Origin of the sequence: Neorhizobium sp. 2083 (genome assembly GCF_031455615.1) — a bacterium.
Lineage (GTDB): Bacteria > Pseudomonadota > Alphaproteobacteria > Rhizobiales > Rhizobiaceae > Neorhizobium.
Map to the genome: position 1 here is coordinate 845147 of NZ_JAVDTC010000002.1, position 24506 is coordinate 869652.

The window sequence follows — 24506 nt, forward strand, 5'->3', positions numbered from 1 at the left end:
AGATCAGCGGACGCCGCCCTCGGAGCGCAGAAAGTTCGTATATCGCTCCAGCATCAGCTCCCGGCTGTGATGCTCGCGATGCAATCGCGCAAAATCGTTGCGAAGCTGGGGATCCGGATAGTTGGCCGCCACATCCTTGATCGCCTCGACAAGGCCGAGCGCATCGCAAGGCGGATGGAACCGCGTCATGGCGGCGTTTTCACGGTCGTCTCCGATGCAAAGCACCTCCCGCAGAACCGGGAGATCCGACGCGACAACCGGCAGCCCCGCCATCGAAGCCTCCACTCCGGCCAGACCGAAGGTTTCCCAGATCGACGGAAACACATAGATATTGCCGGCGGCCAGGACATTGCCGAGTTCATCCCGGTCGATCGATCCGATGAGATGGACACGCTCCGCCACATCAAGAGCCCGTGCCTTGCCTTCCAGCGCCTCCCGGTTGGGACCGTCGCCCGCGACGATCAGATGCATCCCCGGCAGCATCGGGAGCGCCTCCACCAATACCGCGTGATCCTTCTGGTCGACGAGCCGGCCGGTCGCGACCAGTACGAGGGCATCCTGCGAAATCGACAGGCGCTGCCGCCAGTCGACCGCGGCGCGAGCCGGCGGAATGGGATCGACCCCATGCGGGATCAGGATGAAACGCCGCCGATAGGCGGCAGGCCATTTGCCGAACGAGGCGCTGGTCGATACGGAATTCGATACGAAATGGGTAAAAACCCCTATCGAGCCGAACAGCCAGTCGAGTGCCTTCCAATGCCGGCGAATGCCCTCGGGCGCCGCGGTATGATGGGCGGCGCGCACGGGCACCCGCCCCAGGAAGCCGAGGAAGCCGCCAAAGACGGACGCAGCCGCCTGGTAGGTGAATATCGCGTCGTATTTCCGCGAGAGGATGGCCCATCCAAGACGCGAAAGATTGCGAAGCGTGGGCACCATTCCAGAACCGGTGTCGAGAGGCAGGGTCTCAACGGCAAAACCGCGGGCGTGCAGGCCGGTTTCGACCATCTGCACGAGGGTGCGTACGCCGCCCATCTTGTCATGGGTGACCAGCTGGAGAACCCGCATCCCCGAAGGATTGATCGTATCGGCAGCCTTTGGAAAGGCTGAGCTGAATTCGTGCCTCATGACCCGAAACCCTTAGGGCTGAAATCTTAAGATCTGCGCAGAAAGATCGTTCAGATACCTCCTATCCCAATTTTCGCGGATCAAAAGCCCCCTCTCGCGGTTCTATCCCGGAACCGAAAAAACGAGGAGCCAGAGATCATGGCCAAAGCCAGTTCGAAACGCATGGGCGCGGGAGCACAAGGGAAAAACAGCGGCAACGGGGCCATGACGGATATCGACAAGGCAATCCTTCCCGAAAACAAGGTTCTATCCAATCGCGACAAGGCGCAGCATTCGAGGGAACGCGGGCTTGATAGCAAAACGATACAGACGGAGCAGTTCCACGATCACGAGGCCAATCATCTTAACGACTGAAAAAGCAAATATATCCGTACACTCTCAAGAACGGATTGAAAGCCGTCCCTCCGGGCACCACGCGGCTTTCTTTCCTTGCAAAGAGGCATAGAAGGAGTAGTCTTTCCAACATCGCCGACCTCGGTAAAAACGACGCTCCGGCGACAGGAAGCGTTTTCGCCACCACCTATGGAGGCTTAAATGAATGCGGCAGTCCTGACCCACGCTTTCGAGCCGAGTGAACTGGCTTTCCTTCAACGTCTTTTTGACGATATCTGCGCCGAGCGCGGCCTACCGACGGGAGGCCCCGTTGCCAGCACTCTTGCCGCTCAGATCATCCAGCTTTACCAGCAGGGCGTGCGTGACCCACGGGAACTGCAGGATCACCTCGCCGCGGACGCACATTTGAAAACCTGAGGTCCCGCCTTATCTTTTCGCCATCAGGTCGCGCTCGTCCCGCATCAGGAAGATGCGGGTGAGGGTGTCGAGATTGGCACCCAGCCAGTCCGCCATGGCGACTTCCTCCGCGAGGATGCGTTCGAACACGGCCTTGGCGCCGATTTCGTCCAGTTCATCGGCCGCCGCAATCAAAACCCGGTAGCTGGCGATCTCCATATGCTCGAAAGCATAGCCCGCCATCGCTCCCTTGACGACTTCGTCACTGGTCAGCATGCCCCCGACGCCCTGCGCCTTGGCCGTCAGTTTGGCGGCGATGTCCTTGATCGCGGACACGCTGCCGGCTCCTGCGAAATGGTCGAGAAGCTCCTTCAGCGCCTGAGCATGTTGCTCAGTCTCGTGCAGATGGCTGACGATACGGGCCTTGAGATCCGGATAGCTCTCGATGCGCCGCGATTGGGCAGAAAGCGCGGTGATCGCCTGCTCTTCCATGGCATGGGCAGCGCGAAGCCAGGCAAGAAAATTGTCTCGGGCATGGGTCATTCGCTTCTCCTCGCAAACTGGTTGCCCATATCGGCTACCTCGGGAAGACGGATGGCAAGGCAGCGGATTCAACCCCTGAAAGCATCCGAAGTTCCTCTTCGCCTTTATGCTTTGGAACATTGCCTCCGTTTGCGAATTGTCCAGTCGTAAATTCACGATCCATGAAGGCGAAGATCATGTCACGCGAGACAAGGGCAAATTCGATCATCGGAGGTATTGTCGTCGTGCTCCTCCTGCTGGCGGGCGGCTATTATTTCACCGGCCCGTCAGATAACGCGGCACAGGCCCCCGCACCGCCGGCGACCAAGAACACGGCGCAGATGCCCGCGCCTGCACCCGCCACCGGCACGGACCCGACAAATACCGGCTCCACGAAGCCTTAAGGCCGGTTCGCGAGGAACAATCGCCATGCGGGGCGGTTGTGAACCGAGTAACAGGGAGTTTTCCATGATACCCACCCCTCGCGAACCAAGTGAACAGCCGCCTATGCCGGCGCCCGTATGGACGCCTGAGCCGCCGATCGACGAGCCGGAGCCCGACCGGCTGCCGGATGAGGCACCGCTCCCCAATCCCGACGAAAACCACAATCCACCGGTCTACATGCCGCCCGGCAACCTGGCATCGAATTGAAGAGGCACCGGCGCTGGGGCGCCGGGGAATCCATCATGAACACCCATAGCCATACGCACACGGACCGCAGCGGAGTACAGGGCGACACTGGCCACAGGTCGGCACCCGGGGGGCTCTGGAAGCTGCTAGCTGCCGCTGTTCTCATCCTTTTCGGGCTTATCGCCGCTATGGAAGCCTTTGGCGATGGCGACAACGATTTCATCGCTCCCGGTCCACCGCCGCAAACGATCGTCGAGTAATACCTCGACTTCGAACCGCCCACCCGGGTCAGTGCAGGAAGCAGCCTTTGGAACAAAGGGCAAAATCCATGCGTTCTTCCGCGATTCCATGACGAGGTGGCGCAGGTGGACGTGACGACGCAATCAATTCCGACCCGGGAAACGGCATTTCCTTTCGAACCCATCATCCGGCCGGGCCGTAATGCCTGGCGCAGTGCAAAGGCGGACAAGCTTGCCTTCCTGATAGACGGCGAAGAATATTACCGCCGGCTGGATCAGGTTCTGAGGCAGGCGGAACGGTCAGTCTTCATCATCGGCTGGGATTTCAATCCCGATATTCTGCTTCGTCCCCGCGATCCCGAGGGTGAAACGATCGGCGCGCTGCTGCGCAGGATGGTCGAGGAAAAACCCGCGCTTGAAATCCGCATCCTGGTCTGGGGCATGGGCCCGGTTTATTCCGGCAAGAGCCTCCGGATGTTCGGCAGGATGGATTGGAACGACCATCCGCGCATCTTCCTGCATTTCGACTTCGATCATCCGCTGCGCGCCAGCCATCATCAGAAAATCGTTGCGATCGACGACCGGACGGCCTTCCTCGGCGGCATCGACCTGACCGCGCGCCGCTGGGACGACCGCAGCCATGCGGCGGTGAACCCGCTTCGCCGGTCCGTGGACGGCAACGCCTACGGCCCGGTCCACGACATACAGACGATCGTCACAGGCGATACGGCAAAGCTGATCGGCGATGTCGCCCGCCGCCGCTGGAAGAAGGCGACCCGGGAGGCCCTCCAACCGGTCGAGACGCCGGGCTCGACGCCCTGGCCAAACGACCTGGAGCCGGCGCTCACCGAGTGCAATACCGGTCTGGCGCTGACGGAGGCGTGGAAATGGAAAGGCCGACGCGGTCACCGCGAGGCGATCCGGTTGACCCACGACGCGCTGAAGGCCGCCAAACGCCATCTCTATATCGAAACCCAGTATCTCGCCTCCTTCGGCGTCGCCCGCACGCTCGCCAAACGATTGAGGAAAACCGTCGGACCGGAAATCGTGGTGATCGTCACCCGGGAATCCCACGGCTTCCTGGAAAAGCTGATGATGGGCCACAACCGCAACCGGCTGATCCGCCGCCTGAAGCGGGCCGATCGCTTCGGGCGGCTGCGGGTTTTCTATGCCACGGTTCCGAACGGCAACGGCGGAGAACAGGAAATCATCGTCCATTCCAAACTGATCATCGTCGACGACCAGTTCGTGCGCGTCGGCTCTTCCAATCTCAATAACCGCTCTGAAGGACTGGACACGGAAGCAGACCTTGCGATCGAAACCTCGGATCCGGCGGGCCGCCAGGCAATCACAGCATTGCGCGACGACCTGATCGCCGAACATCTCGGCGCCCAGCCGGCGGAGGTCACGCGGATCATCGCGGAAACCGGCTCCATGCTGGCGGCCATCGAACAACTCAATGTCGGCCCGCGCGGTCTGCGGAGCTTCGACGTCGATGCCGAAAAAGGCGAAACCGGTTCGCTGGTCGGCACGGGGATCATCGATCCGAAACAGCCTTTTTGGCCGATCCCTGAAATCAAGACGGGCTTCAGGCGGCTTTTCGCCCGGTTCTCACATCACCGTCTGCTCTAGGAATTTGCCGCCCCGATGACGATAATAGGCCTCGGTGACAAGCAGCGTCGGTACCCCGGCGATGAGCGGCACGAAAAAATAGAGCACCCGGAAGGCCACGAGCGCCCCGATAGAGGCGGATGTCGGCAGGATGCCGAGCATGGTGACCTCGAGCACGCCCAATCCCCCCGGCACGTGGCTGATCAGCGCGGCTATGTTGGCGGTGACATAGGCTCCGGCGACATCCAGGTAGTCGGCCTCGGTAAAGCTTGCCAGAAGCTGCTGGATGGAGGCGGCGACACAGGCGAAATTCAGCGTTCCGATGACCACCTGCCCGATCGCAAGCGGCATTGCCGGTGGCTCGAAACGCCATTTGCGAACGACGAGCGGGCGGCGCACCAGGGCGCAGATCAGCAGATAGGCGACCGGCCCGGCGAGGCAGACAAGCCCGACCATCAGGCGCGCCCTATGATCGAGGCCGAGCAGATCCGGCGCATCGCCCCGCTGGAGCAAAAGCGCAAGCCCGGCCAGAGTTCCAAGGCCGAGACCGACGGTAACCCCGCAGAACACGATGACCTTGGCGACATGCTCGCCGGTCAGGCCCCAGCGCGTATAGAACCGGTAGCGGACGGCGCCGCTGCTGAGCGCAGCCAGCCCGACATTGTGGCCGATCGACAGCGCCGTGAAAGACGCAAGCGACGTTTGCCGCAGGAGGAGCGGTTTGCCCGCATAACGGACGGCGAGCGCATCAAACCCGCCAAGGCAGAGATAGGAGAGGATGACGAAGAAGAAAGCCGCGGCCAGCCGGAAGCCGGCGATCGAACGGACGGATTCCTCGATCTCGTCCATCGTGTAGCGGCCGAGGCTGCGATAGACGAGGAAGGCTGCCAGGCAGATCGCGGCGCCGATCAGGAACTTGAACAGATGGCGTCTGGCGATCATGGTCCCTCACGTGAATGGCTGTATAAGAATGGGAACGAAACCGGGCCCAAGGTGTTCCCAGCGCCATGACGGATCAGACAGCACCACCAGCGCAATCCACGGCCCGCCCCTCCCCAGCAAGGCATCGCCTGAAAATCCTGAGCTACAACGTCCACAGCTGCATCGGCACCGATCGCCGGCTTGATCCGGGCCGGGTGGCGGAAGTGATCGCCGCCGTGGAACCGGATGTCATCGGATTGCAGGAACTGGATGTCGGCCGCAGCCGCACCGGCGGAATAGACCAGGCGCATGCGATCGCGTCTCTCCTGCAGATGGAATTCCATTTCCACGCCGCACTCAATGTCGCCGAAGAACGTTACGGCGACGCAATCCTGACGGCGCTGCCGGCAAGAATGGTCAAGGGTGCCGGCCTGCCGTCGCATGGCGAACAGCGCGGCGCCCTATGGGTGGAGATCGACGTCGGAGAGCACAAACTGCAGGTCTTCAACACCCATCTCGGCCTTTTGGGCAGCGACCGCATGCGCCAGATCGGCGAGATCCTGGGGCCTGCCTGGATCGCAGCGCCGGCCTGCCAGGGCAAGCCGACCATCCTGATCGGCGATTTCAACGCCATTCCCCTCACCGCGACCTACAGGACGGTCGCCCGGCAGATGGGTGACGCACCGCGCCTGACCGGGATGAAGGCCGGAGCCACCTTCCCGTCGCGGTTTCCGCTGCTGAGGATCGACCACGTCTTCGTCTCCAGCGACATCACGCCGGTCGAAACGCGGGTCGTATCGACGCCGCTTTCCCGTCAGGCTTCCGACCATCTGCCGCTTCTGGTGACGGTCGAACTCTAAGGCCTCAATGGGTGAGCGTCCGGCTGAGCCGGCGCGCCTCCTTGAGAAGACGCACCACGTCCTGATCGGTGGTTTCGGCGAAGTCGCCGTAATGCAGGCTGACCGCTTCCATGCGGTCCGGGGCGGACAGGCAGACGATATCGTCCACCTCCTCCTGCAAGGATTCCAGCATCTGACGCGGCGCGACGGGCACGGCAATGCAGATCGACGCAACGCCCATGTCCCTCAGCGCATGAATGCCGGCGCGGATCGAGACGCCGTTGGCAATTCCGTCATCCACGAGAATGACGTCGCGGCCGGTATGATCGTGCTCGCTCGGTTCGTCCTCGCCGAAATACATCCGGTGCCGGCGCTCTATCTCGGCAAGCTGGTGGTCGCGCTCGGTCGCAAGATATCCCGGCGGCACATGGAAGCGGCGCGCAGCATCCTCATTGACGACCACATGCGGCTCGCGTCCGTCGACGACTGCACCGATGCCATATTCGGGATGACCGGGGGCACCGATCTTGCGAACGATCAGGAGATCGAGCGGCAGCCCAAGCCGCTGGGCGACCTCGAAGGCGACGGGCACGCCGCCGCGCGGCAGCGCCATGACGATCGGGTTGGGCAGCGACGCCACCTGCAGGGCTTCCGCCAGCTGCCGTCCTGCATCCTCGCGATCGGTAAAAGTTGGGCTCAGACCGGCCATTTCATCCTCCCGGGACAGTGCGACGGTCTCTGCCATCGCACGTGGTTCTCTAGCCAGCCCGGCCGCATCATATCACCGGCCGGACCTCCGACAACCGGGAGGATGCGGTTTGGGTTCCGTCTTCCCGAAAAGAGACCACCTGGCTCCGCATTGCCGCGCACGGGCGCGCATCAATGCTTCGTGCGGGACACGAACTTGTTGAAGCAGCTGGTCTTGCCTGCTTCCGTTTCTTCCTGGAAAAGGAAGGCGAGCTTGTTGTCGTCGAAGATCGAGAAGAAATCGTCCCATTCGATCCCTTCGAGGGAATCTTCCGGTTTGCCGAAATCGACCCGCAGCACGCCGCCTTCCTTGGCACCCCTGACGCGCGCTGGATGGCCGCCGCGTCGCTCGATCCATTCCCTGATTTCCTTGTGATCGGTGGTTTCCACGGCTTTGCTCATGGTCGGTTCTCCTTTCCGTATCTCATCGTCGAACCGGGACCGCCACCGAAGGTTCCGGTTCGACCCGCGATTGCGAGCGCAAGCGGAACAAAACTCGCGGTCATGTGTTCATGGCGGGTCGGGCGCTTGACCTCCACGCGACCGGCGACGTCATAAATACCCTCCCCGACTGGCGTCTCCCCTCACCGGGAGGCGCCTTTTCTTTTCGCCGGGGCGGTCCAAGGCGGCTGCATCCGCCTGCTTCACGATGAAATGCCTACCGCCGCGTCAGCGCCACCACGTAGCGCGCCGGCGCCTCGCCCGGATTGAAGAAGCTGCAATCCGCCGGCGGGCCGAGCAGGAGGCAATCCCCTTCCGCGAGGTGATGCATCACGCCCCCCTCCTGAAAATCGAGCCGCCCGGAGAGAACCCAGATCTGCTGGTGCTGGAAGGCAAAGGCGGAAGCCGGATAGGGAACGCGCACGCCCGCAGGCAGCGCGACGTCCAGAAGTTCCAGACGGGAATTCGCCGGCGAGACGGCGCGGCGGGTGTAACCGGTCTCCGGATCGGTCCAGACCGGCTGTTCCGCCTGCAGCACCACGCGCTCCGGCGCCCGCTCGGCAAGCGCCAGCAGCACCGAGAGCGGCAGGCCGAACGCGCCGGAGAGCCGCCCGAGCACGGTCGCGGTCGGGCTTGCCTCGCTGCGTTCGATCTTGCTGATCATCGCCTTGGAGACGCCCGAACGCTCGGCGAGTTCGGCAAGCGACCAGCCCCGCCCCTCCCGTTCGATCTTCAGCCGCGTGGCGATGGCCTGGACCGGGTCGTTTTCCGTCTGCTGCAAGCGGCTTGCCTTTCGCTGATCGTCTTTTATAGTGGACAAAATAATCTTATAAGAGACGATACCCTTTCGCAACGACAATAAGGGGAAGAGGTCATGGGGAACAACCGACCGCGCGAAATCCGTTTCAATGCCTTCGACATGAACTGCGTCGGCCATATCCAGCAGGGTCTCTGGGCGCATCCGCGCGACCAGTCGCACCGTTATGCTGAACTCCGCTACTGGACGGACTATGCGAGGAGGCTCGAGGCAGGCCTGTTCGACGGCATCTTCCTGGCGGATGTGCTGGGCGTCAACGACGTCTTCGGCGACAGCAACGCGGCGGCTCTGAGAGGCGCGGTACAGGTGCCGGTCAACGATCCGCTGCTGCTGGTGCCGGCCATGGCGGCGGTCACCGAACACCTGTCCTTCGGCGTCACCGCCAACCTCACCCACGAGCCGCCCTTCGTTTTCGCCCGCCGCATGTCGACCCTCGACCACCTGACGGGCGGCCGCATCGGCTGGAACATCGTCACCGGCTATCTCGACAGCGCCGCCAGGGCGGTCGGGCTGGAGGGGGTCGCGGCCCATGACGACCGTTACGACCTTGCCGACGAATATATGGAAGTCATGTACCGGCTGTGGGAGGGAAGCTGGGAGGATGACGCCGTGGTCTTCGACCGTGCGAACCACGTTTACGCCGACCCGTCCAAGGTCCACAAGATCGGTCATCGCGGCAAGCAGTACGGGATCGAGGCGATCCATCTCTGCGAACCCTCGCCGCAGCGCACGCCGGTTCTCTACCAGGCCGGTTCCTCGACCCGCGGGCGGCAGTTTGCCGCAACCCATGCCGAATGCGTTTTCGTCAACGGCCAGAAGACCGAAGGGGTCAAGGGTATCGTCGACGACATCAGGGCCCGCGCGGTCGAATACGGCCGCAGTGCCGAGGACGTCAAAGTCTTCGTCGGCGCCACCATCGTCACCGCCCGCACCGAAAAGGAGGCGCGCGAAAAGTTCGAGGATTACCGCGCCTATGCGAGTTCCGAAGGCGCATTGGTGCATGCCGCCGGCTCGCTCGGCATAGACTTCGCAAAATACGATCTCGACGAGCCGATCGAGACCGGCAGGAGCTCGGCAATCGTTTCCAACGTCGAGGCGATGACCCGCACGGCGGGTCCGCAATGGACGAAACGCAAGCTCGTCGAACAGATGGTGCTCGGCAGCCGCCAGGCGCCGATGGTAGGATCAGCCGAACAGATCGCCGACAAGCTCGTCGCCTGGATGGACGAGGCGGGCGTCGACGGTTTCAACCTGTCACGCACGGTTGTGCCGGAATGTTTTGACGATATCATCGAGCTGGTGATCCCGATCCTGCAGGAACGCGGGCTTTACAAGACGGGTTATCGCGAGGGCACCTTCCGGGAAAAGCTGTTCGGGACGGCGCGGTTGCCGGGACGGCATGTTGGGGCGAGGTATCGGGTTCTAGGATGAGTTTTGGGAAGGGTTGCTTTCTGCGGCACCCCCCTCTGCCCCGCCGGGCATCTCCCCAAACTCAGTTCCCGTCATCCTCGGGCTCGACCTCCGTCATGCCCGGGCGCTATCCTCCGTCATCCTCGGCCTTGAGCCGAGGATCCATCCACGCGAAGTCTTTCGCGTGGACGGGTCCCTTCGCCGCAGATGCGGCGGTGGATCCTCGGCTCAAGGCCGAGGATGACGGCGAGAGGGCGGCGGATGACGGCGAGAGGGCGGCGGATGACGGCGAGGGGGCGGCGGATGACGGCGGGCCTTAGGATGACGGTGGGTATGAGAGCGGCTGGCCGATCTCCCCCCTTAGAGGAGGAGATGCCCGGCAGTGCAAAGGGTGCCGCAGAGTACAAGCATAAAACGAAATATATCTAACGAGCAGGACGAGATCATGGCGACAACTCCGGAGACCCCAGCCGCAGGCCGCTGGTCGATGCTGGCGCTGTTATGCCTTGCCGTGGTGCTCTCCTTCTCCTGCTGGTTTTCCGCCAACGCCATCGCGCCGGAGCTGAAGCGAGCCTGGTCGCTGTCGGAAAGCGCGGCCGCATGGCTGACCAATGGCGTACAGATCGGCTTCGTGATCGGCGCGCTGGCGGCAAGCCTGTTCAACCTGCCGGACCTTATCCGCATGAACCGGCTGATGGCGGCCTGCGCCCTGCTTGCCGCGCTCTCCAATGCCGCCCTGGCTCTGGAACCCGGCCCGGCCGGCGCCACCCTCTGCCGCATGGTCACCGGGTTTGCGCTCGCCGGCGTCTACCCGCCGGCGCTGAAACTCGTCTCCACCTGGTTCATAACCGGTCGCGGCCTCGCTCTTGCCGGCGTCATCGGCGCAATCACCGCCGGCTCGTCGCTGCCGCACCTCTTCCGTGGCATGACGGCGGCTGTCGACTGGCACCATGCCGTGCTGCTGTCGAGCGGTGCGGCGCTGGTCGGCGCCGTCGTTTTCCTCCTCTTCACCCGCGAAGGCCCCTACCCGTTCGGCAAGGCACTGTTCGACCCGCGCCAGATCGGCCGGGTGCTGAAGGACCGCAACCTGCTGCTCGTCAATGGCGGCTATCTTGGCCATATGTGGGAACTTTATGCCATGTGGGCCTGGCTGCTCGCCTACCTGACCGCGGCCCTCGACAAGGGCGGCAGCGGGATCAGCAGCGATGCTTCGCTCCTCACCTTCATCGCCGTCGCCTCGGGCGTCTTCGGCTGTTTCGCCGGCGGCGTGCTTTCGGATCGCTTCGGCCGCACCGCCACGACCGCCGGCATGATGATCGTCTCCGGCCTCTGCGCGCTGACGATCGGCTTCGTCTTCGACGGCCCCCTCTGGCTGCTGTCGCTCGTCGTCATCGTCTGGGGCATTTCGATCATCGGAGATTCAGCGCAATTCTCCGCCGCCGTCACCGAGCTTGCCGATCGCAACTATATCGGCACGGCCCTGTCGCTGCAGATGGGCATGGGTTTTGCGCTGACCATTTTCATGATCTGGCTGATGCCGCATCTGGCCGAGTTGCTGGGCGGCTGGCGCTGGACGTTCGTGCTCCTGGCGGTCGGGCCGATCTTCGGCGCCGCCTCCATGCTCGTCCTTCGCGGCAGGCCGGACGCCGCCCGGCTTGCCGGCGGCAGACGCTGATCAGGCGACGAGACGACGGCCGGGGGTTTCGTTCCGGTTCTGGCGGTCGCGGGCAAGCCGTTCGGCGCTGCGGGTCTTGAAGCCCCGCAGGGCCGTCACCAGCCGTTCCACCGCGTCGCGCAGGTCCGACGTCTGCTTCGACGTCTCAAGCACCATGGCCGAATTTTCCTGGGTCAGCGAATCCATCCGGCTCAGCGCGCCGTTGACCTCATTGAGGCCGATCGACTGATGCGCCGCCTCGCTCGCGATCGTCTTGACGATCGTGTTGATGTCGTCGATGCGGGTGGTGATCTGGCTGAGCGCGGCGCCCGCATTGTTGACGAGATCGACGCCCGCCTGCACCTGCCTGGAACTGTCGGAAATCAGGTCCTTGATCTCCTTGGCGGCATCGGCGCAGCGCTGCGCCAGCGCCCGCACTTCCTGGGCGACCACGGCGAAACCGCGGCCCGCCTCGCCTGCCCGCGCCGCCTCGACGCCCGCATTCAGCGCCAGGAGATTGGTCTGGAAAGCGATCTCGTCGATGACGCCGATGATCTTGGAAATCTCGTCTGAAGAGCGCTCGATCTCGCCCATCGCCGCCACCGCCTGCTTGACCACCGGCCCCGAGGCCCGCGCTTCCGAAAGCGCCACGTCGACCGCGCCCGCCGCCTTGCTGGCGCCTTCGGCCGTGCCGGAAACGCTCTGGGTGAGCTGGTGCAGGGTCGCGGAACTCTCCTCCAGTCCCTGGGCCTGTTCCTCCGTCCGCCGGGCCAGATCCTGCGAGGCCTGGGAAATACCATTCGTACTGGTGAGAATTCCTTCGCCGGCATTGCGCACGGTCGCCAGCGTGCTGCGCAGCTTTTCGGCGCTATCGTTATAATCTTGCGCCATGCGGACGAAATTGGCGGGCAGGTCGGTCGAAAGCCGGGTCTCCAGATCACCCGTCGAAAGCCCCTTCAGCACGTCGTCCAAGGCCTCGAGCGCGATCTCCTGCTCCTCTTCGGCGGCAAGCTTTGCCTCCTCGGCGCGGCGACGCTGTTCGGCCTGGATATCCAGATAGACGGAGATCGAATAGCCCATGTCGAGCATCGCCGCCTTGACCAGCGTGCTGACCTGCCTGGCAAGCTCCTCGGATTTGCCGCGGCCGAAGCGGGATGGCCAGTTCTCGGCCATCACCTTGTGGATGAGGCTTTCCATGACGAGCGCGTAACCGCCGATATACCAGCTGGGATCGAGCCCCACATGGGCATGCGCGGCACCCACGGCCTGCACGCCTTTCACATATCGCTCGTCGTATCTGGCTTCGCCAACGAGGCTCCAATGGCTCATCTGGCGCTTCTTGGCACCCTCCATGTGAGCCTGATCGGAGAAGAATTTGGCTGTCTCGGATGTGGCCTGGATTTTCCCGTAAAGCCTGCCGAGTGCTGCCGGAAGGCCGGCATCGATCACCGGCGCAAGACGGCGCAATGTCGCCCGGGCCTCCTGGTCCAGGCCAATGAAATCCAGACGCGCTTGCAGGTCGCGTTTTTCTTCAGCCGACGACATTTCGATCCCCCAATCCGCCGCGGTCGCCACCCGACTTGGGGTGTATCGGGTCCATATTGTGAAGGTTAAGGTATAGGATCCCTTAATAGGAACCCCTCAAAACTGATAGAAAGTTACAATTTGCGACGGATTTTCATGGAGGCCGAAGAACGGCAATTCGGCCCGCATCCGACAAATTCGCTTGCGCCAATTATTCAAGCGTATAATAAGCTCTGGCGCCGCGAGAAGCACATTGTCACATCCTCTGGAGATGCCCTTGAACCGCCGGACCTACCATAGGGCAAGCGAGGCCGAGCGGCGTGAGGACCTGATCGCCGCGACGCTGGATTGCATCGCCGAATTCGGAATCCAGGGGGCAACGGTCCGCCAGATCGCCATGCGCGCCGGGGTCACCGGCGGGCTGATCCGGCACTATTTCGCAGGCAAGGACCAGATGTTGCATGCGGCCTACCGCAAGGTGATGGCCGGCATGACCGAGGCGGCGATCACCGCCGCGATCGAGGGCGAGACGGCCCGCTCGCGTCTGCGCCGCTTCATCGTCGCCAATGTCACGCCGCCGGTCACCGATCCGCGCACGTTGTCGCTCTGGGCCGCCTTCATCAGCCACATCCAGATCGACCCCAGCTTCGCCGCCATCCATCGCGAAAACTATCTCTCCTTTCTGGAGGCGCTGGAAACCTTGCTGACCGCCTTCTTCGCCGAGGAGAAGCGGGTGGTGAGCCGGGCGCAATGTCGCACCTATGCGATCGGGCTCAACGCGCTGGTCGACGGCCTCTGGCTCGAAGGAACGCTTGCCGCCGACACGTTCGCGGAACATGAACTCGCAGAAAACGCCCTGATCTCCGTGGAAGCGCTGCTGCGGCTGCAACCCGGCGAGCTTTCGGCCGAACAACGATAAGATAAGGAAATACCGATGCGTTATGCCTCGATCACCGACCGCCTCGCCCATCTCGGTTCTGGCCGCTGGGCACTTCACCTGACAGCCCGCCGCCTGCAGGCTGCGGGAGAGGACATCATCGAGCTCACCATCGGCGAACCGGACGTCAAGCCGGACAAAGCCCTGCTCGACGAGGCGGCACGCGCCATGTATGCCGGCCGTACCCGCTATTCCAACGGCCGCGGCGAGCCGCCGGTGCTGGCGGCGCTGGTCGAAAAATATTCGAAGCGCCGGCCGGGCGTCACCGAGAAGAACTTCCTCTGTTTCCCCGGCACCCAGACGGCGCTTTACGGCGTGATGACCGGTCTCGTGGAAGCCGGCGACGGCGTGCTGGTCGGCGATCCCCTTTATGCCACCTATGAAGGCGTCATCGCCTCGACCGGTGCGCACATGATCCCCGTGCCGCTACGCCCGGAGAAAAAATTCCACCTGCAGGCCGAGGATCTCGAACGGGCGATCACGCCGGAGGCCCGCGTGCTCCTCCTCAACACGCCGCACAATCCGACCGGCGCCGTGCTCACGGCGGCCGAGATCGCTGCGATCGGCGAGGTCTGCCGCCGCCACGATCTCTGGATCGTCTGCGACGAAGTCTACGAGCAGCTGATCTTCGAAGGCACGTCCTTCGCTTCCCCCTTCGACATTCCGGCACTTGCCGAACGCACCATCGTCGTCTCGTCCATTTCGAAGTCCCATGCCGCACCCGGCTTCCGCAGCGGCTGGGCCGCAGGCCCGGAAGAGTTCTGCGAAAGGCTGCTGCCCGTGTCCGAGACCATGCTGTTCGGCGTCCAGCCCTTCATCTCCGACATGACCGCCATGGCGCTGTCGCAGCATTTCGACACCGCCGACGTGATGCGGGAAGCCTATCGCCGCCGCGCCGCGATCGTCGAGAAAGCTTTCGCCGGCAGCAACCTCGTCAAGCCCATGCCGCCGGAAGGAGGCATGTTCATCCTGCTCGACGTGACCGCCACCGGCCTTAACGGCGAGGAATTCGCCTGGGAACTGCTGCGCGAGGAAAAGGTCGCCGTCATGCCCGGCACCTCCTTCGGAGACCAGGCCGCCGGCTTCCTGCGCATCTCGCTGACCGTGCCGGAGGATGTCGTCGCGATCGCCATGGAGCGTGTAGCCAGCCTCGCGGGCCGCATCGCATCCACTGGCAAACACCGCGCCACAACCCCGATGGCGTGAGGGGTTCTGGCTGCCGCCCCTTCCCGGCAGGCGATGGTCCGGCCCTGCGGATTTGCCGGGAATTCACGATTGATATCCGGGAACGGGACGGGCTATGCTCGTTTCCGGCTGATTTAACATCCAAGGAGCGCCAGATGCCCCACGTTATCGTCAAAATGATCGAGGGCCGCTCCGAGGAGCAGAAGCAGGCTCTGACTGCGGAAGTGACGAAGGCGCTGATGACCGCCCTCGGTTCCGCGGACAGCTCGATTTCCGTCGCAATCCAGGATGTCCCGAAGGACGACTGGACGGACAAGGTCTATGTGCCCGACATCCAGGGCCAGCCGGACCTCATCTACAAGATGCCCGGTTACGATCCCTTCAAGTGATCGCGTAGATCACCGCCAAGAAATTACCGTCAGAAATCACGGCAGCACCTGGCGGTCGGCCTCCTGCGGCGGCTCCCAGCCGAAGACGCTGCGGCCGCCCCATTCGTGCGACTGGCGGAACTCGCCGGCGACGATTTCCTTGAGGTCCGGGCCGGTCACATAGCGCTCCATCTGGCGGGCCTGGTCGTCGAGCCGTTTCAGCGCCTGCAGCTCCTCCTCCCGCCCGAGACGGGCCTTGCCGACGGCGGACTTCATCACCCTGATCGTCTCGTCATAGACCTTGAGCGGCACCGGGAACGGATGCCGGTCCTTGCCGCCATGGGCGAGCGAGAAGCGCGCCGGATCGGAAAAACGGCAGGGCGCGCCATGTACCACTTCCGCGACCATCGCAAGCGCCTTCACGGTGCGCGCGCCGACACCCGGCATCAGCAGCAGGTTTTCGAAATCCTCCGGCCCGCGGTCGGCGGCCGCCGCCAGCGTGCCGTGCAGCCGCTTCATGTTGACGTTTTCCTCGCGCACGTCGTGATGCGCCGGCATGATCAGATGCGGCAGCATCGGCTGCGCCACGTCCTTCACCTTGCGGGCCGGCTCGATGGCGATCACCTCGCGGACGATCCGGTCCGGCCCGAGCGTTGCCAGCAGATCGAGTTGGCCCTTGCGCGACGCCTCGGCGCGATGGTCGGCGAGGTTGACGATCTCGCCCTGCTGCCGACCTTCGATCGCCGCATGCGGCGAATCGACGAAGCTCTTCAGCCCCTCGGAGATCCAGTGATAACGCCGCGCCTGCCTCTTGTCGCCGTTCATGCCCTGCTGCACGACCACCCATTTGCCGTCGTCTGTGACGATGAAGCCGTGCAGGTAGAGATCGAACCCGTCCTGCACCGCGGCGCTGTCCACCTTGGCGACCAGCCGGCTGGTCGTCGCAAGGCCGCTGCCGTCGATGCCGACGCGGTTGCCGATCGCGATCAGTTCGTCCGGCGTCTGCCTCGAATTTTTTCCGCGGCCGCCGCAGACATGGATGCCGAGCTCGCCCGCCATCGGCGTCAGCCCGCGTTTGAGCGCGCCGAGAACGCTGGTGGTGATGCCGGACGAATGCCAGTCCATGCCCATGACGCAGCCGAAGGACTGGAACCAGAAGGGATGCGCCAGCCGCCTCAAGAGTTCGTCGCGGCCGTATTCGATGACGATCGCTTCGGTGATGATCGCCCCGAGCTTGGTCATGCGCTCGCCGAGCCACCGGGGAACCCGGCCGCCGTGAAGCGGAAGATCGGCGCTGCCTGCTCTTTGAACCATCACCCGCTTATATACGGGCGGGCAGGCTCACGATAGGGAAAAGTTCTGCAAACGTTCCTCAAGCAGCCCGATCGTCGCGACGTCCGCATTGGCGAAGGCGAAGCGCAGGTAATCCTGCTGGCTCTCGCCGAAATAGGCGCCGGGAATGCAGATGACACCGGCCTGCCTCGCAAGCTTTTCCGCCACTTCCGCCGAACTCTTGCCGGGAAAGGGATGCCGCACGAAGGCGAAATAGGCGCCGATCGCATCGAGCTTCCAGCCGTTGACGGAGCGCATCACCGCCTTCAGGGCGTCGGCGCGGCGGCCGATCTCCTGGCGGTTCTCCTCGCGCCAGCCGGCGAGAAGCGGCAGCGCCTCGGCGACCGCCGCCTGGGCCGCACGAGGCGCGCAGATCTGCAGGTTGTCCATGATCTTGGCGATCTGCTCCACCGCCGCCGTTCCGGCCGTGATCGCGCCGAGCCGATGGCCGGGAATGCAGAAGGATTTCGAGAAGCTGTAGAGGCTGATCAGCGTATCCTCCCAGCCGTCGAGGCCGAAGAGCCCGTGCGGCGCCTGGCCTGCTACGGGCAGGAAGTCGCGATAGGTCTCGTCGAGGATCAGCCAGATGCCCTTGTTCCGGCAGAGCTTGAAGATCGCTTCGAGCAGCGATGGCGGATAGATCGCGCCGGTCGGATTGTTGGGCGAGACGAGCGCCAGCGCCCGCACGTCGGGCGTGATCGCCGCCTCGATCGCAACGAGATCCGGCAGGAAGCCGTTCGCCGCTTCGCAGGCGACGAACGCGGTCCTGACACCCATCATGGCGAGCGTCGTTTCATGGTTGAAATAGAAGGGCTCGGTCATCAGCACCGTATTGCCGGGACCGGCGACTGTCATCGCCGCCGAGACGAAGGCCTGGTTGCAGCCTGACGTGATGTGGGTGTTCGAAGGCCCGATATTCGCGCCGTAGACCTCGCAGACATGCGCCGCATAGGCCGTCCTGAGGACCGCCTCGCCCTCGATCGGTCCGTAACCGGTAAAGGCCTTGGACGAACCGGCCTCGCCAAGCAGCCGCAGCATGTCCGGGTGGGCGGGATAACCGGGCACGGCCTGCGATAGGTCGATCAGCGGTCCTTTTGCCCCGTCATAGGCGCGCCCCCAGGCGGCAACGGAGGGAACGGGCGGCGGGCTGAGCTTTTCGACAAGTGGATTGAAGGCAGGCATGATTTTCCGACAACATGATTTTCAACGGCATCAATTGCGGTAGGGACAATTGATTGCCTTCCTTGTTTATCAGATTATCGGGCGACGCAAGGAGAACCGGACATGGCCGACGAGATTGAGCCCCAGGATTCGAAGCTCACCATCACCAAACGGAAATGGGCCGAGCAGGGCAAGTTCCTGACCGGCAGGATGACGCGGCCTGAAACAGACCGCCTGCCGCCCGGCCAGCATCTGGTCAAGAACTGGCCTGTGCTCGACCTCGGCCAGCAGCCGCAGGTTTCGACGGAAAGGTGGAAGCTCGACGTGCGCGGCCTCGTCAACAACCGCCGGACGCTGGACTGGGCGGCCTTCCAGGCCCTGCCGCAGACCGAAATGCGCTCCGACATCCACTGCGTGACCACCTGGTCGCGTTACGACAACAACTGGAAAGGCGTCTCGACCCACGATTTCCTGGATTTTGTCGATCCGCAGGAGGAGGCGGTCGCCGTCATGCTGACGAGCTATGACGGCTATACCACCAACCTGCTGCTTTCGGATTTCGCCTCGCCGGACGCGATCATCGTCACGGAATGGGAAGGCAGGCCGCTCAGCGAGGAGCATGGCGGGCCGGTGCGGCTGGTCGTGCCGCACCTCTATTTCTGGAAGAGCGCCAAATGGCTGAGCCGGATCGAATTCCTCGACCGGGACCAGGCCGGCTTCTGGGAGAAGAACGGCTACCACATGCGCGGCGATCCCTGGTCGGAGGAGCGCTATTCGGAAGACTGAGCGTCAGCCGAAGTTCACCAGATTGAGCCCCGGCAGCGGACCGCCCGGGAACTGCGCCAGCTTGGCCCCGACCGATAGCGGCCCGAGGTCGATGCCGAAGAAACCGAGCTTCTCGATCAAGGCGGCGACCTCCGTCTTTGCGGCGGCATCGTCGCCCGAATAGAAGAGCACCCGCTTGCCGCCTTCGGAGGCGGGATCTGCCTCGACCAGTTTCGCGAACAGGTGATTGAAGGCCTTCACAACCCGGGCGCCGGGAACAAGATCCGACACGATCTCGCTCGAGAGACGGCCGTTAAGTTCGGCCGGCTTGTAGAGGGGCGACTCGATCGGGTTGTTGGCGTCGATGACGATCCGGCCTTTCCAATCCGGTAGCCCGGCAAGGGCGGCCGGCAGCTTCGTCCACGGAACCGCGATCAGCACCATGTCGGCGCTGGCGGCCTCCTCGATCGTGCCGGCCGAGATCCACGGCGAAAGCTCGGTGGTCAGTTCTTCGAGCGATGCCGGGCCGCGGCTGTTTGCGATGGTGGCGTGCACGCCGCTGCGGGCAAGAGCGCGGGCGAAAGCCGCGCCGATATTGCCGGCGCCGATGATACCGATGGTCATGGACGATACTCCTTCGTGTTTCGATGGGAGGAATATCGCCTCTGGACTGGCTCTTGATTAGCCGGCAATGATGCGGATCATTTTCAAGCATCCGTTGAAGACAGGTCGATCATGGAAAGCCTCGCCAACCTGGAGTCCTTCGTCCGCAGTGCGGAGCTCGGGGGCTTTTCGGCGGCCGCAAGGCGGATGGCGCTGACCCCGGCGGCCGTCAGCCGCAATGTCGCGATTCTGGAACGGAATATCGGCACCCGTCTCTTCCAGCGCAGTACCCGAAGGCTGACGCTGACGGAGGCGGGAGAGCGCTTTCTGTCGGAGATCCGGGGTCATGTGGAGGCGTTGCAGGCGGCAATCGAAGGGGTCTCATCGGAAGGTGCGGAGCCGGCCGGCGTGCTGAAGGTCAGCATGAGCCCGCATTTCGGAACGGACTATATCCTGCCCCTGATGCCGGAATTCATCGCCCGTTACCCGCTCATCCGGCCGGAATGGACGTTCGAGAACCGGCAGGTCGATCTGATCGCGGAAGGCTACGATGCCGCGATCGGCGGCGGCTTCGAGCTGACACCCGGCACGGTGGCCCGCGTGCTGGCGCCGGCCCATATCATTCTGGTCGCGTCGCCGGCCTATATGAAGGACAAGCCGCTCCCCACCCATCCGGCAGACCTTGCGAACCTCGACGGCATCCACATGCGGTCTTCCAATACCGGCCGCATCCGCCAATGGGTGATGCGAAATGCCGTTGGGGACGAGATGACGGCGGTGACGGTGGAAAAGATCGTCATGAACGACCCTGCGGCCATCGCCCGCGCCGCAGCACTTGGGCTTGGCGTCGGGATGATCGCCATGCCCGATAGCCTGCCTTATTTCGAACGCGGGGAACTCATCCGGCTGCTGCCGGACTGGTATGCCGATATCGGGCCGATATCGATCTACTACGCCAGCAAGACGCTGCTGCCGGCAAAGACCCGCGTCTTCGTCGACTTCGTCGTCGAGCATTTTCGCCGGGAGCGCCTGGCGGAACGTTTTGCGGGCAGCCTCGGCGCATCGAACCTGCCGAAGCGGAAATAGGCGCACCCGGTCGAAACCGGATGCGCCGGGGCGGTCAGATCAGCTTTTCGAGCGTGATCGGCAGATCGCGGACCCGTTTGCCGGTCGCGTGGAAGACCGCGTTGGCGATCGCCGGGGCAACGCCGACGATACCGACTTCGCCGACGCCCTTGCCGCCCAGCGCCGAGGCGCCGTAGTCGGGAACGCCGACCGAGATCACCTGGATGTCCGGCACGTCGGCGTTGGTCGGGACCAGGTAGTCGCCCATGTTGTTGTTGACGGTCCGGCCGTTGCGCAGGTCGACGAGACCTTCTTCGAGCAGCGCCTGGCCAATGCCCATGATGATGCCGCCCCGCCACTGGCTTTCGACCAGCCGCGGATTGTAGAGCCGACCGCAATCGAAGGCCGAGACGATGCGGGACACCCGCACCGTGCCGAAATCCTCGTCCACCCGTACTTCCGCGAAATGGGCGCACCAGCTGTGCATGGAATATTCGCCCATGGTCGGCCCCTGGACCTTTGCCATGGTCGTCCAGGCCTGATGATGTTCCTGCGGAGTTGCGCCGTCCGGCAGCGTATTCCTGCGGACCTCGATCTCGTCGCGGCCGAGCGCCGCCATCAGTTCCGGCAGCGTGAACGACGGTCCCTGGTCGCGGGGCACTGCGATCCGGCCGCCGCCGAAGGTCAGCGTATTGGCGCCGGTCTCGCGCAGCGGCGATTTCTCGTCGCTGAGCGCGAGCCCGATCAGCTCGTCGCGGGCAGCCGTCGCTGCCTTGTGCACGGCGCCGAGGATCGAACCCGCCAGCATCGAGCCGCCGGCGATCGCCGAACCCGGCAGGCGGGAATCGCCGAGATGGACCTCGACCTGGTCGACGGGAATGCCGAACACTTCGGCCGCCGTCTGGGCCAGGATCGTATAGGTCCCCTGCCCCATGTCGATCGCACCGCTGACGACCTCGACCCGGCCATTGCCGAGGATGCGGATCATCGCCTCGCTCGGCGCCTGGATGACCGGGAAGGTGCCGCAGCCGATGCCCCAGCCGACGAGGGTCTTGCCGTCGCGCATCGAGCGTGGCTCGTGGCTGCGCTTCGACCAGCCGAAGGCTTCGGCCCCCTCGGTCAGCGCCTCGCGCAGCCGGCGGGTCGACCAGGGTTTCCCCGACTGGTAGTCGCGGTCGGCATAGTTCTTGAGCCGCAGTTCGAGCGGGTCCATGCCGAGCTTGTAGGCCAGTTCCTCGATGGCGCTTTCGATGCCGAAGGCGCTGGGGTTCTTGCCCGGGCCGCGCAACGCGCCGGGTGTCACGGTGTTGACCGGCACGACCCGATGCTGCGACGAGAAATTTTCGACCTTGTAGAGGATCGGCGTCGCCGCCCCGGTCTGCTCCGGCCAGTCCATATAGGTGGATGTCTCGCTGGCGCCGCGATGAACGATCGCCTGCAGGATGCCGTCTTCCGTCGCGCCGAGGGTTATCTTCTGGCGGGTGGCGGCCCGGCCGCCATAATTGATGAAATTCTGCGGCCTGGTGAGCGCAAGCTTGACCGGCCGGCCGAGCTTTCTTGCCGCGAAAGCGGCCACCGCGCCATGGGCGAGAGCCGCCCCCTTCGAACCGAACCCGCCGCCGATGAACGGCGAGACCAGGCGGACGTTTTCATAAGGAATGCCGAACCACTCGGAATAGCTGCGCGCCATGCCGTGAGACCACTGGCTCGGTTCCCAGACCGTGATCTGGTCGCCGTCCCACTTCACGGTAAGACCATGCGGCTCCATGGCGACGTGATATTCGCGCGGCGTACGGTATTCGCCTTCGATCCTGACGGGTGCGGCGGCAAGCGCGGCCTCCGCGTCGCCCCAGCCGGAGGTGAGGTTGCCCATGACCTTGCCTTCGCCGGCGGCCGGATCGTCGAAGCTCGCCACATGCGCCGTCCGCTCATAGGTGATGCAGATCAGCTTTGCGGCCTCGACCGCCTGTTCCCGGCTTTCCGCGACGACGGCCACGACCGACTGGCCGTTGTACTGCACCTGCTTCGGCAGCGGATAATAAGGCTGGTTTTCCGGGCGATTGCCGCCCCAGTCGGAGGCAACCAGGAGACCCATATCGTCATCCGGCGTCAGCACCATCAGCACGCCCGGGGCCGCAAGCGCTTTTCCCGTATCGACCTTGACGACGCGCCCCGCCGCAACGGTGCTTTGCACGAGAATGGCGTAGGCGAGACCTTCGACCGGATATTCCAGCGCATAGGTCGCACCGCCGGTGACCTTTAGATTGCCTTCGAAACGCGTCTGACGACCGCCGACCGTCCCGTCGGAAGCGTCGCCGTGTTTTCGGGGTTCCATGATGGTCATGCCAGACCTCCAACTTTCAGGATGGCGCGGGCGACGACGCGCGGCGCAAGTTCGATCTTGTAGTGATTGGCGCCATGCGAAACGGCACCCTCCATGGCAAGCCGGCTGGCCGTTTCGACAGTTTCGGCACTGAGCACCTTGCCGATCAGGGCCTGTTCGACCCCACGAGCCCGCCACGGCTTGGTAGCAACGCCGCCGAGGGCGACGCGGATATCGCGCACCGTCCTGCCGTCCGCTTCGAATTCGAGGCCGACTGCGGCACTCGCGGCAGCGAATTCATAGGATTGCCGGTCGCGGACCTTCAGATAGGTCGAGTTTTTCGCAACGGCGGAGGCCGGCACGGTGATGGCAGTGATCATCTCGCCCCGTTCCAGCACGGTTTCCCGCTCCGGCGTGTTGCCGGGCAGAAGAAAGAAGTCATCCACCGGGACCGTCCGGCCTCCGAGTTCGACCTTTGCATCAAAAGCAACGAGGGCGATGGCCAGATCTCCGGGATAGCTGGCGATGCAGGTATCGCTCGTGCCGAGGACGGCATGATTGCGGGTGACGCCGCCGAGCGCCGAACAGCCGGAGCCGGGATTGCGCTTGTGGCAGGCCGGAAACACGTCCGGTTCGCGGAAATACGAACAGCGCGTCCGCTGCAGCAGGTTGCCGCCGATCGTCGCCATGTTGCGAAGCTGGGCAGAAGCCGCCAGCGACAGCGATTCCGAAACCGCCGGGAAAGCAGCACGGATGCCGGCGTGATCGGCAACCTGGCCCATCTTTGCCAGCGCGCCGATCCTGGCGCCGTTTTCATCGACCTCGATCCCGCCGAGACCGGAGAGATGGGTGATGTCGACGACCGTTTCCGGTTCCATCACGCCGCATTTGGCGAGATCGAGCAGCGTCGTGCCGCCGGCAAGCAGCATGACGCCGGCCTGCGTCGCCGCCTGGCGGGCTTCGTCGGCCGAGGAGGCGCGGAGATAGGAAAAGTCTCTCATCACGCCATCTCCGCCGCTTCGCGCACCGCCGCCACGATGCTGTTATAGGCTCCGCAGCGACAGAGATTGCCGGACATGTATTCGCGGATCTCCTCGTCGGATCCCGCATGGCCCTCGCGGATGCAGGCGACGGCGGACATGATCTGGCCCGGCGTGCAATAGCCGCACTGGAATGCGTCATGCTCGACGAAGGCGGCCTGGACCGGATGCAGCTCGCCGTTTTCGGCGGCGATCCCCTCGATCGTGGTGATCTGCCGGCCTTCGACCTGGGCGGCGAGCGTCAGGCACGAGAGCACGCGGCTGCCGTCGACATGACAGGTGCAGGCGCCGCACTGGCCCTGATCGCAGCCCTTCTTGGTGCCCGTCAGCGCCAGATGTTCGCGCAGCGCGTCGAGCAGGGTAACACGGGGCTCGATATCGAGATCGTGCCGCCTCCCGTTGATATCGAGCGAAAGATGGATGGTTCGTGTCATGGATCAAGCTCCTGCCATCGTCACGAGAATGGGAAGTTCGGAATGTAGAACGCTCTGGCCGACGGTCGACCAGATGCTGTATGG

27 protein-coding genes are annotated in these 24506 nt (G+C 63.9%); 14 read left to right on the plus strand and 13 right to left on the minus strand.

Going from position 1 to position 24506, the window contains the following annotated elements:
- Positions 1 to 3: 3 nt before the first annotated feature.
- Entirely contained in the window at positions 4 to 1125 is a 1122-nt protein-coding gene (locus J2X76_RS12315; RefSeq protein ID WP_310216320.1) for a glycosyltransferase family 4 protein, read from the minus strand.
- A 138-nt stretch (positions 1126 to 1263) separates the two neighbouring features.
- On the opposite strand from J2X76_RS12315, the gene J2X76_RS12320 reads away from it, so the two are divergent.
- Positions 1264 to 1479 (plus strand): hypothetical protein, encoded by a 216-nt coding sequence (locus J2X76_RS12320; protein WP_113127923.1) that lies wholly within the window; start codon positions 1264 to 1266, stop codon positions 1477 to 1479.
- A gap of 180 nt (positions 1480 to 1659) precedes the next feature.
- The gene (locus J2X76_RS12325; RefSeq protein WP_113127924.1) at positions 1660 to 1875 is read left to right on the plus strand and encodes a hypothetical protein; all 216 of its coding nucleotides are present in this window, start codon (positions 1660 to 1662) and stop codon (positions 1873 to 1875) included.
- Between the two features lie 9 nt (positions 1876 to 1884).
- On the opposite strand, the gene J2X76_RS12330 is transcribed toward J2X76_RS12325, so the two are convergent.
- Positions 1885 to 2397, minus strand: coding sequence for a DUF892 family protein (locus tag J2X76_RS12330; RefSeq protein WP_310216324.1), 513 nt, complete (start codon positions 2395 to 2397; stop codon positions 1885 to 1887).
- Between the two features lie 176 nt (positions 2398 to 2573).
- Between J2X76_RS12330 and J2X76_RS12335 the strand changes: the two genes are divergently transcribed.
- The 4 genes from J2X76_RS12335 to J2X76_RS12350 all read left to right on the plus strand — a co-directional run bounded on the left by J2X76_RS12335 (position 2574) and on the right by J2X76_RS12350 (position 4877).
- Positions 2574 to 2780, plus strand: a complete 207-nt coding sequence (locus tag J2X76_RS12335; RefSeq protein WP_162732241.1) for a hypothetical protein — start codon at positions 2574 to 2576, stop codon at positions 2778 to 2780.
- A 67-nt stretch (positions 2781 to 2847) separates the two neighbouring features.
- A complete protein-coding gene (locus J2X76_RS12340; protein ID WP_310216561.1) occupies positions 2848 to 3027 on the plus strand; it encodes a hypothetical protein in 180 nt (59 codons plus the stop codon).
- A gap of 35 nt (positions 3028 to 3062) precedes the next feature.
- Entirely contained in the window at positions 3063 to 3266 is a 204-nt protein-coding gene (locus tag J2X76_RS12345; RefSeq protein WP_310216326.1) for a hypothetical protein, read from the plus strand.
- Positions 3267 to 3377: 111 nt separating this feature from the next.
- A complete protein-coding gene (locus J2X76_RS12350) occupies positions 3378 to 4877 on the plus strand; it encodes a phospholipase D-like domain-containing protein (protein WP_310216328.1) in 1500 nt (499 codons plus the stop codon).
- Here J2X76_RS12350 and J2X76_RS12355 read toward each other — a convergent pair.
- Complete coding sequence (locus J2X76_RS12355) at positions 4857 to 5798, minus strand: UPF0104 family protein (RefSeq protein ID WP_310216331.1); 942 nt, start codon at positions 5796 to 5798, stop codon at positions 4857 to 4859. The two genes, J2X76_RS12350 and J2X76_RS12355, sit on opposite strands and share 21 nt — an antisense overlap.
- Positions 5799 to 5863: 65 nt before the next feature.
- Here J2X76_RS12355 and J2X76_RS12360 point away from each other — a divergent pair, with 65 nt between their 5' ends.
- The gene (locus J2X76_RS12360) at positions 5864 to 6637 is read left to right on the plus strand and encodes an endonuclease/exonuclease/phosphatase family protein (RefSeq protein WP_310216334.1); all 774 of its coding nucleotides are present in this window, start codon (positions 5864 to 5866) and stop codon (positions 6635 to 6637) included.
- Positions 6638 to 6641: 4 nt separating this feature from the next.
- Here the strand turns inward: J2X76_RS12360 and J2X76_RS12365 are convergent, their stop codons facing one another.
- From J2X76_RS12365 to J2X76_RS12375, 3 genes are all read right to left on the minus strand, one after another.
- Entirely contained in the window at positions 6642 to 7325 is a 684-nt protein-coding gene (locus J2X76_RS12365) for a phosphoribosyltransferase (RefSeq protein ID WP_113127930.1), read from the minus strand.
- Between the two features lie 170 nt (positions 7326 to 7495).
- The gene (locus J2X76_RS12370) at positions 7496 to 7765 is read right to left on the minus strand and encodes a hypothetical protein (RefSeq protein ID WP_310216336.1); all 270 of its coding nucleotides are present in this window, start codon (positions 7763 to 7765) and stop codon (positions 7496 to 7498) included.
- Between the two features lie 256 nt (positions 7766 to 8021).
- Complete coding sequence (locus J2X76_RS12375) at positions 8022 to 8585, minus strand: XRE family transcriptional regulator (protein ID WP_310216339.1); 564 nt, start codon at positions 8583 to 8585, stop codon at positions 8022 to 8024.
- A gap of 93 nt (positions 8586 to 8678) precedes the next feature.
- On the opposite strand from J2X76_RS12375, the gene J2X76_RS12380 reads away from it, so the two are divergent.
- Together J2X76_RS12380 and J2X76_RS12385 are read left to right on the plus strand one after the other, a co-directional pair.
- Positions 8679 to 10052: an LLM class flavin-dependent oxidoreductase gene (locus tag J2X76_RS12380; RefSeq protein ID WP_310216341.1), complete on the plus strand. Its 1374-nt coding sequence runs from the start codon at positions 8679 to 8681 to the stop codon at positions 10050 to 10052.
- A gap of 424 nt (positions 10053 to 10476) precedes the next feature.
- Entirely contained in the window at positions 10477 to 11706 is a 1230-nt protein-coding gene (locus J2X76_RS12385; protein WP_310216344.1) for an MFS transporter, read from the plus strand.
- Here J2X76_RS12385 and J2X76_RS12390 read toward each other — a convergent pair whose 3' ends face one another.
- The gene (locus tag J2X76_RS12390; protein WP_310216347.1) at positions 11707 to 13230 is read right to left on the minus strand and encodes a globin-coupled sensor protein; all 1524 of its coding nucleotides are present in this window, start codon (positions 13228 to 13230) and stop codon (positions 11707 to 11709) included.
- A 256-nt stretch (positions 13231 to 13486) separates the two neighbouring features.
- Between J2X76_RS12390 and J2X76_RS12395 the strand changes: the two genes are divergently transcribed.
- The 3 genes from J2X76_RS12395 to J2X76_RS12405 all read left to right on the plus strand — a co-directional run bounded on the left by J2X76_RS12395 (position 13487) and on the right by J2X76_RS12405 (position 15720).
- Positions 13487 to 14128 (plus strand): TetR family transcriptional regulator C-terminal domain-containing protein, encoded by a 642-nt coding sequence (locus tag J2X76_RS12395; RefSeq protein ID WP_310216350.1) that lies wholly within the window; start codon positions 13487 to 13489, stop codon positions 14126 to 14128.
- A gap of 15 nt (positions 14129 to 14143) precedes the next feature.
- A complete protein-coding gene (locus tag J2X76_RS12400) occupies positions 14144 to 15352 on the plus strand; it encodes a pyridoxal phosphate-dependent aminotransferase (protein ID WP_113127938.1) in 1209 nt (402 codons plus the stop codon).
- Positions 15353 to 15486: 134 nt separating this feature from the next.
- Entirely contained in the window at positions 15487 to 15720 is a 234-nt protein-coding gene (locus J2X76_RS12405; RefSeq protein ID WP_113127939.1) for a tautomerase family protein, read from the plus strand.
- Positions 15721 to 15756: 36 nt separating this feature from the next.
- On the opposite strand, the gene J2X76_RS12410 is transcribed toward J2X76_RS12405, so the two are convergent.
- Both J2X76_RS12410 and J2X76_RS12415 read right to left on the minus strand, forming a co-directional pair.
- Positions 15757 to 17013, minus strand: coding sequence for a DUF763 domain-containing protein (locus J2X76_RS12410; protein WP_310216355.1), 1257 nt, complete (start codon positions 17011 to 17013; stop codon positions 15757 to 15759).
- 27 nt (positions 17014 to 17040) lie between these two features.
- Positions 17041 to 18213: an aminotransferase gene (locus J2X76_RS12415; RefSeq protein ID WP_310216358.1), complete on the minus strand. Its 1173-nt coding sequence runs from the start codon at positions 18211 to 18213 to the stop codon at positions 17041 to 17043.
- A gap of 102 nt (positions 18214 to 18315) precedes the next feature.
- Here J2X76_RS12415 and J2X76_RS12420 point away from each other — a divergent pair, with 102 nt between their 5' ends.
- Positions 18316 to 18978, plus strand: a complete 663-nt coding sequence (locus J2X76_RS12420; RefSeq protein WP_310216361.1) for a sulfite oxidase-like oxidoreductase — start codon at positions 18316 to 18318, stop codon at positions 18976 to 18978.
- Positions 18979 to 18981: 3 nt separating this feature from the next.
- Here J2X76_RS12420 and J2X76_RS12425 read toward each other — a convergent pair whose 3' ends face one another.
- Positions 18982 to 19617: an NADPH-dependent F420 reductase gene (locus J2X76_RS12425; protein WP_405030025.1), complete on the minus strand. Its 636-nt coding sequence runs from the start codon at positions 19615 to 19617 to the stop codon at positions 18982 to 18984.
- Between the two features lie 75 nt (positions 19618 to 19692).
- Between J2X76_RS12425 and J2X76_RS12430 the strand changes: the two genes are divergently transcribed.
- A complete protein-coding gene (locus J2X76_RS12430) occupies positions 19693 to 20646 on the plus strand; it encodes a LysR family transcriptional regulator (protein WP_310216364.1) in 954 nt (317 codons plus the stop codon).
- Between the two features lie 34 nt (positions 20647 to 20680).
- On the opposite strand, the gene J2X76_RS12435 is transcribed toward J2X76_RS12430, so the two are convergent.
- Genes J2X76_RS12435 through J2X76_RS12445 form a run of 3 tightly spaced genes read right to left on the minus strand, consistent with a single transcriptional unit; the run spans position 20681 to position 24422 of the window.
- Positions 20681 to 22969 carry a xanthine dehydrogenase family protein molybdopterin-binding subunit gene (locus J2X76_RS12435; protein ID WP_310216366.1) on the minus strand — a complete coding sequence of 763 codons (2289 nt, stop codon included), beginning with the start codon at positions 22967 to 22969 and terminating at the stop codon, positions 20681 to 20683.
- The gene (locus tag J2X76_RS12440) at positions 22966 to 23949 is read right to left on the minus strand and encodes a xanthine dehydrogenase family protein subunit M (protein WP_310216368.1); all 984 of its coding nucleotides are present in this window, start codon (positions 23947 to 23949) and stop codon (positions 22966 to 22968) included. The genes J2X76_RS12435 and J2X76_RS12440 overlap by 4 nt, the downstream gene beginning before the upstream one ends.
- Positions 23949 to 24422, minus strand: coding sequence for a (2Fe-2S)-binding protein (locus J2X76_RS12445; protein WP_113127947.1), 474 nt, complete (start codon positions 24420 to 24422; stop codon positions 23949 to 23951). The genes J2X76_RS12440 and J2X76_RS12445 overlap by 1 nt, the downstream gene beginning before the upstream one ends.
- Positions 24423 to 24506 lie beyond the last annotated feature (84 nt).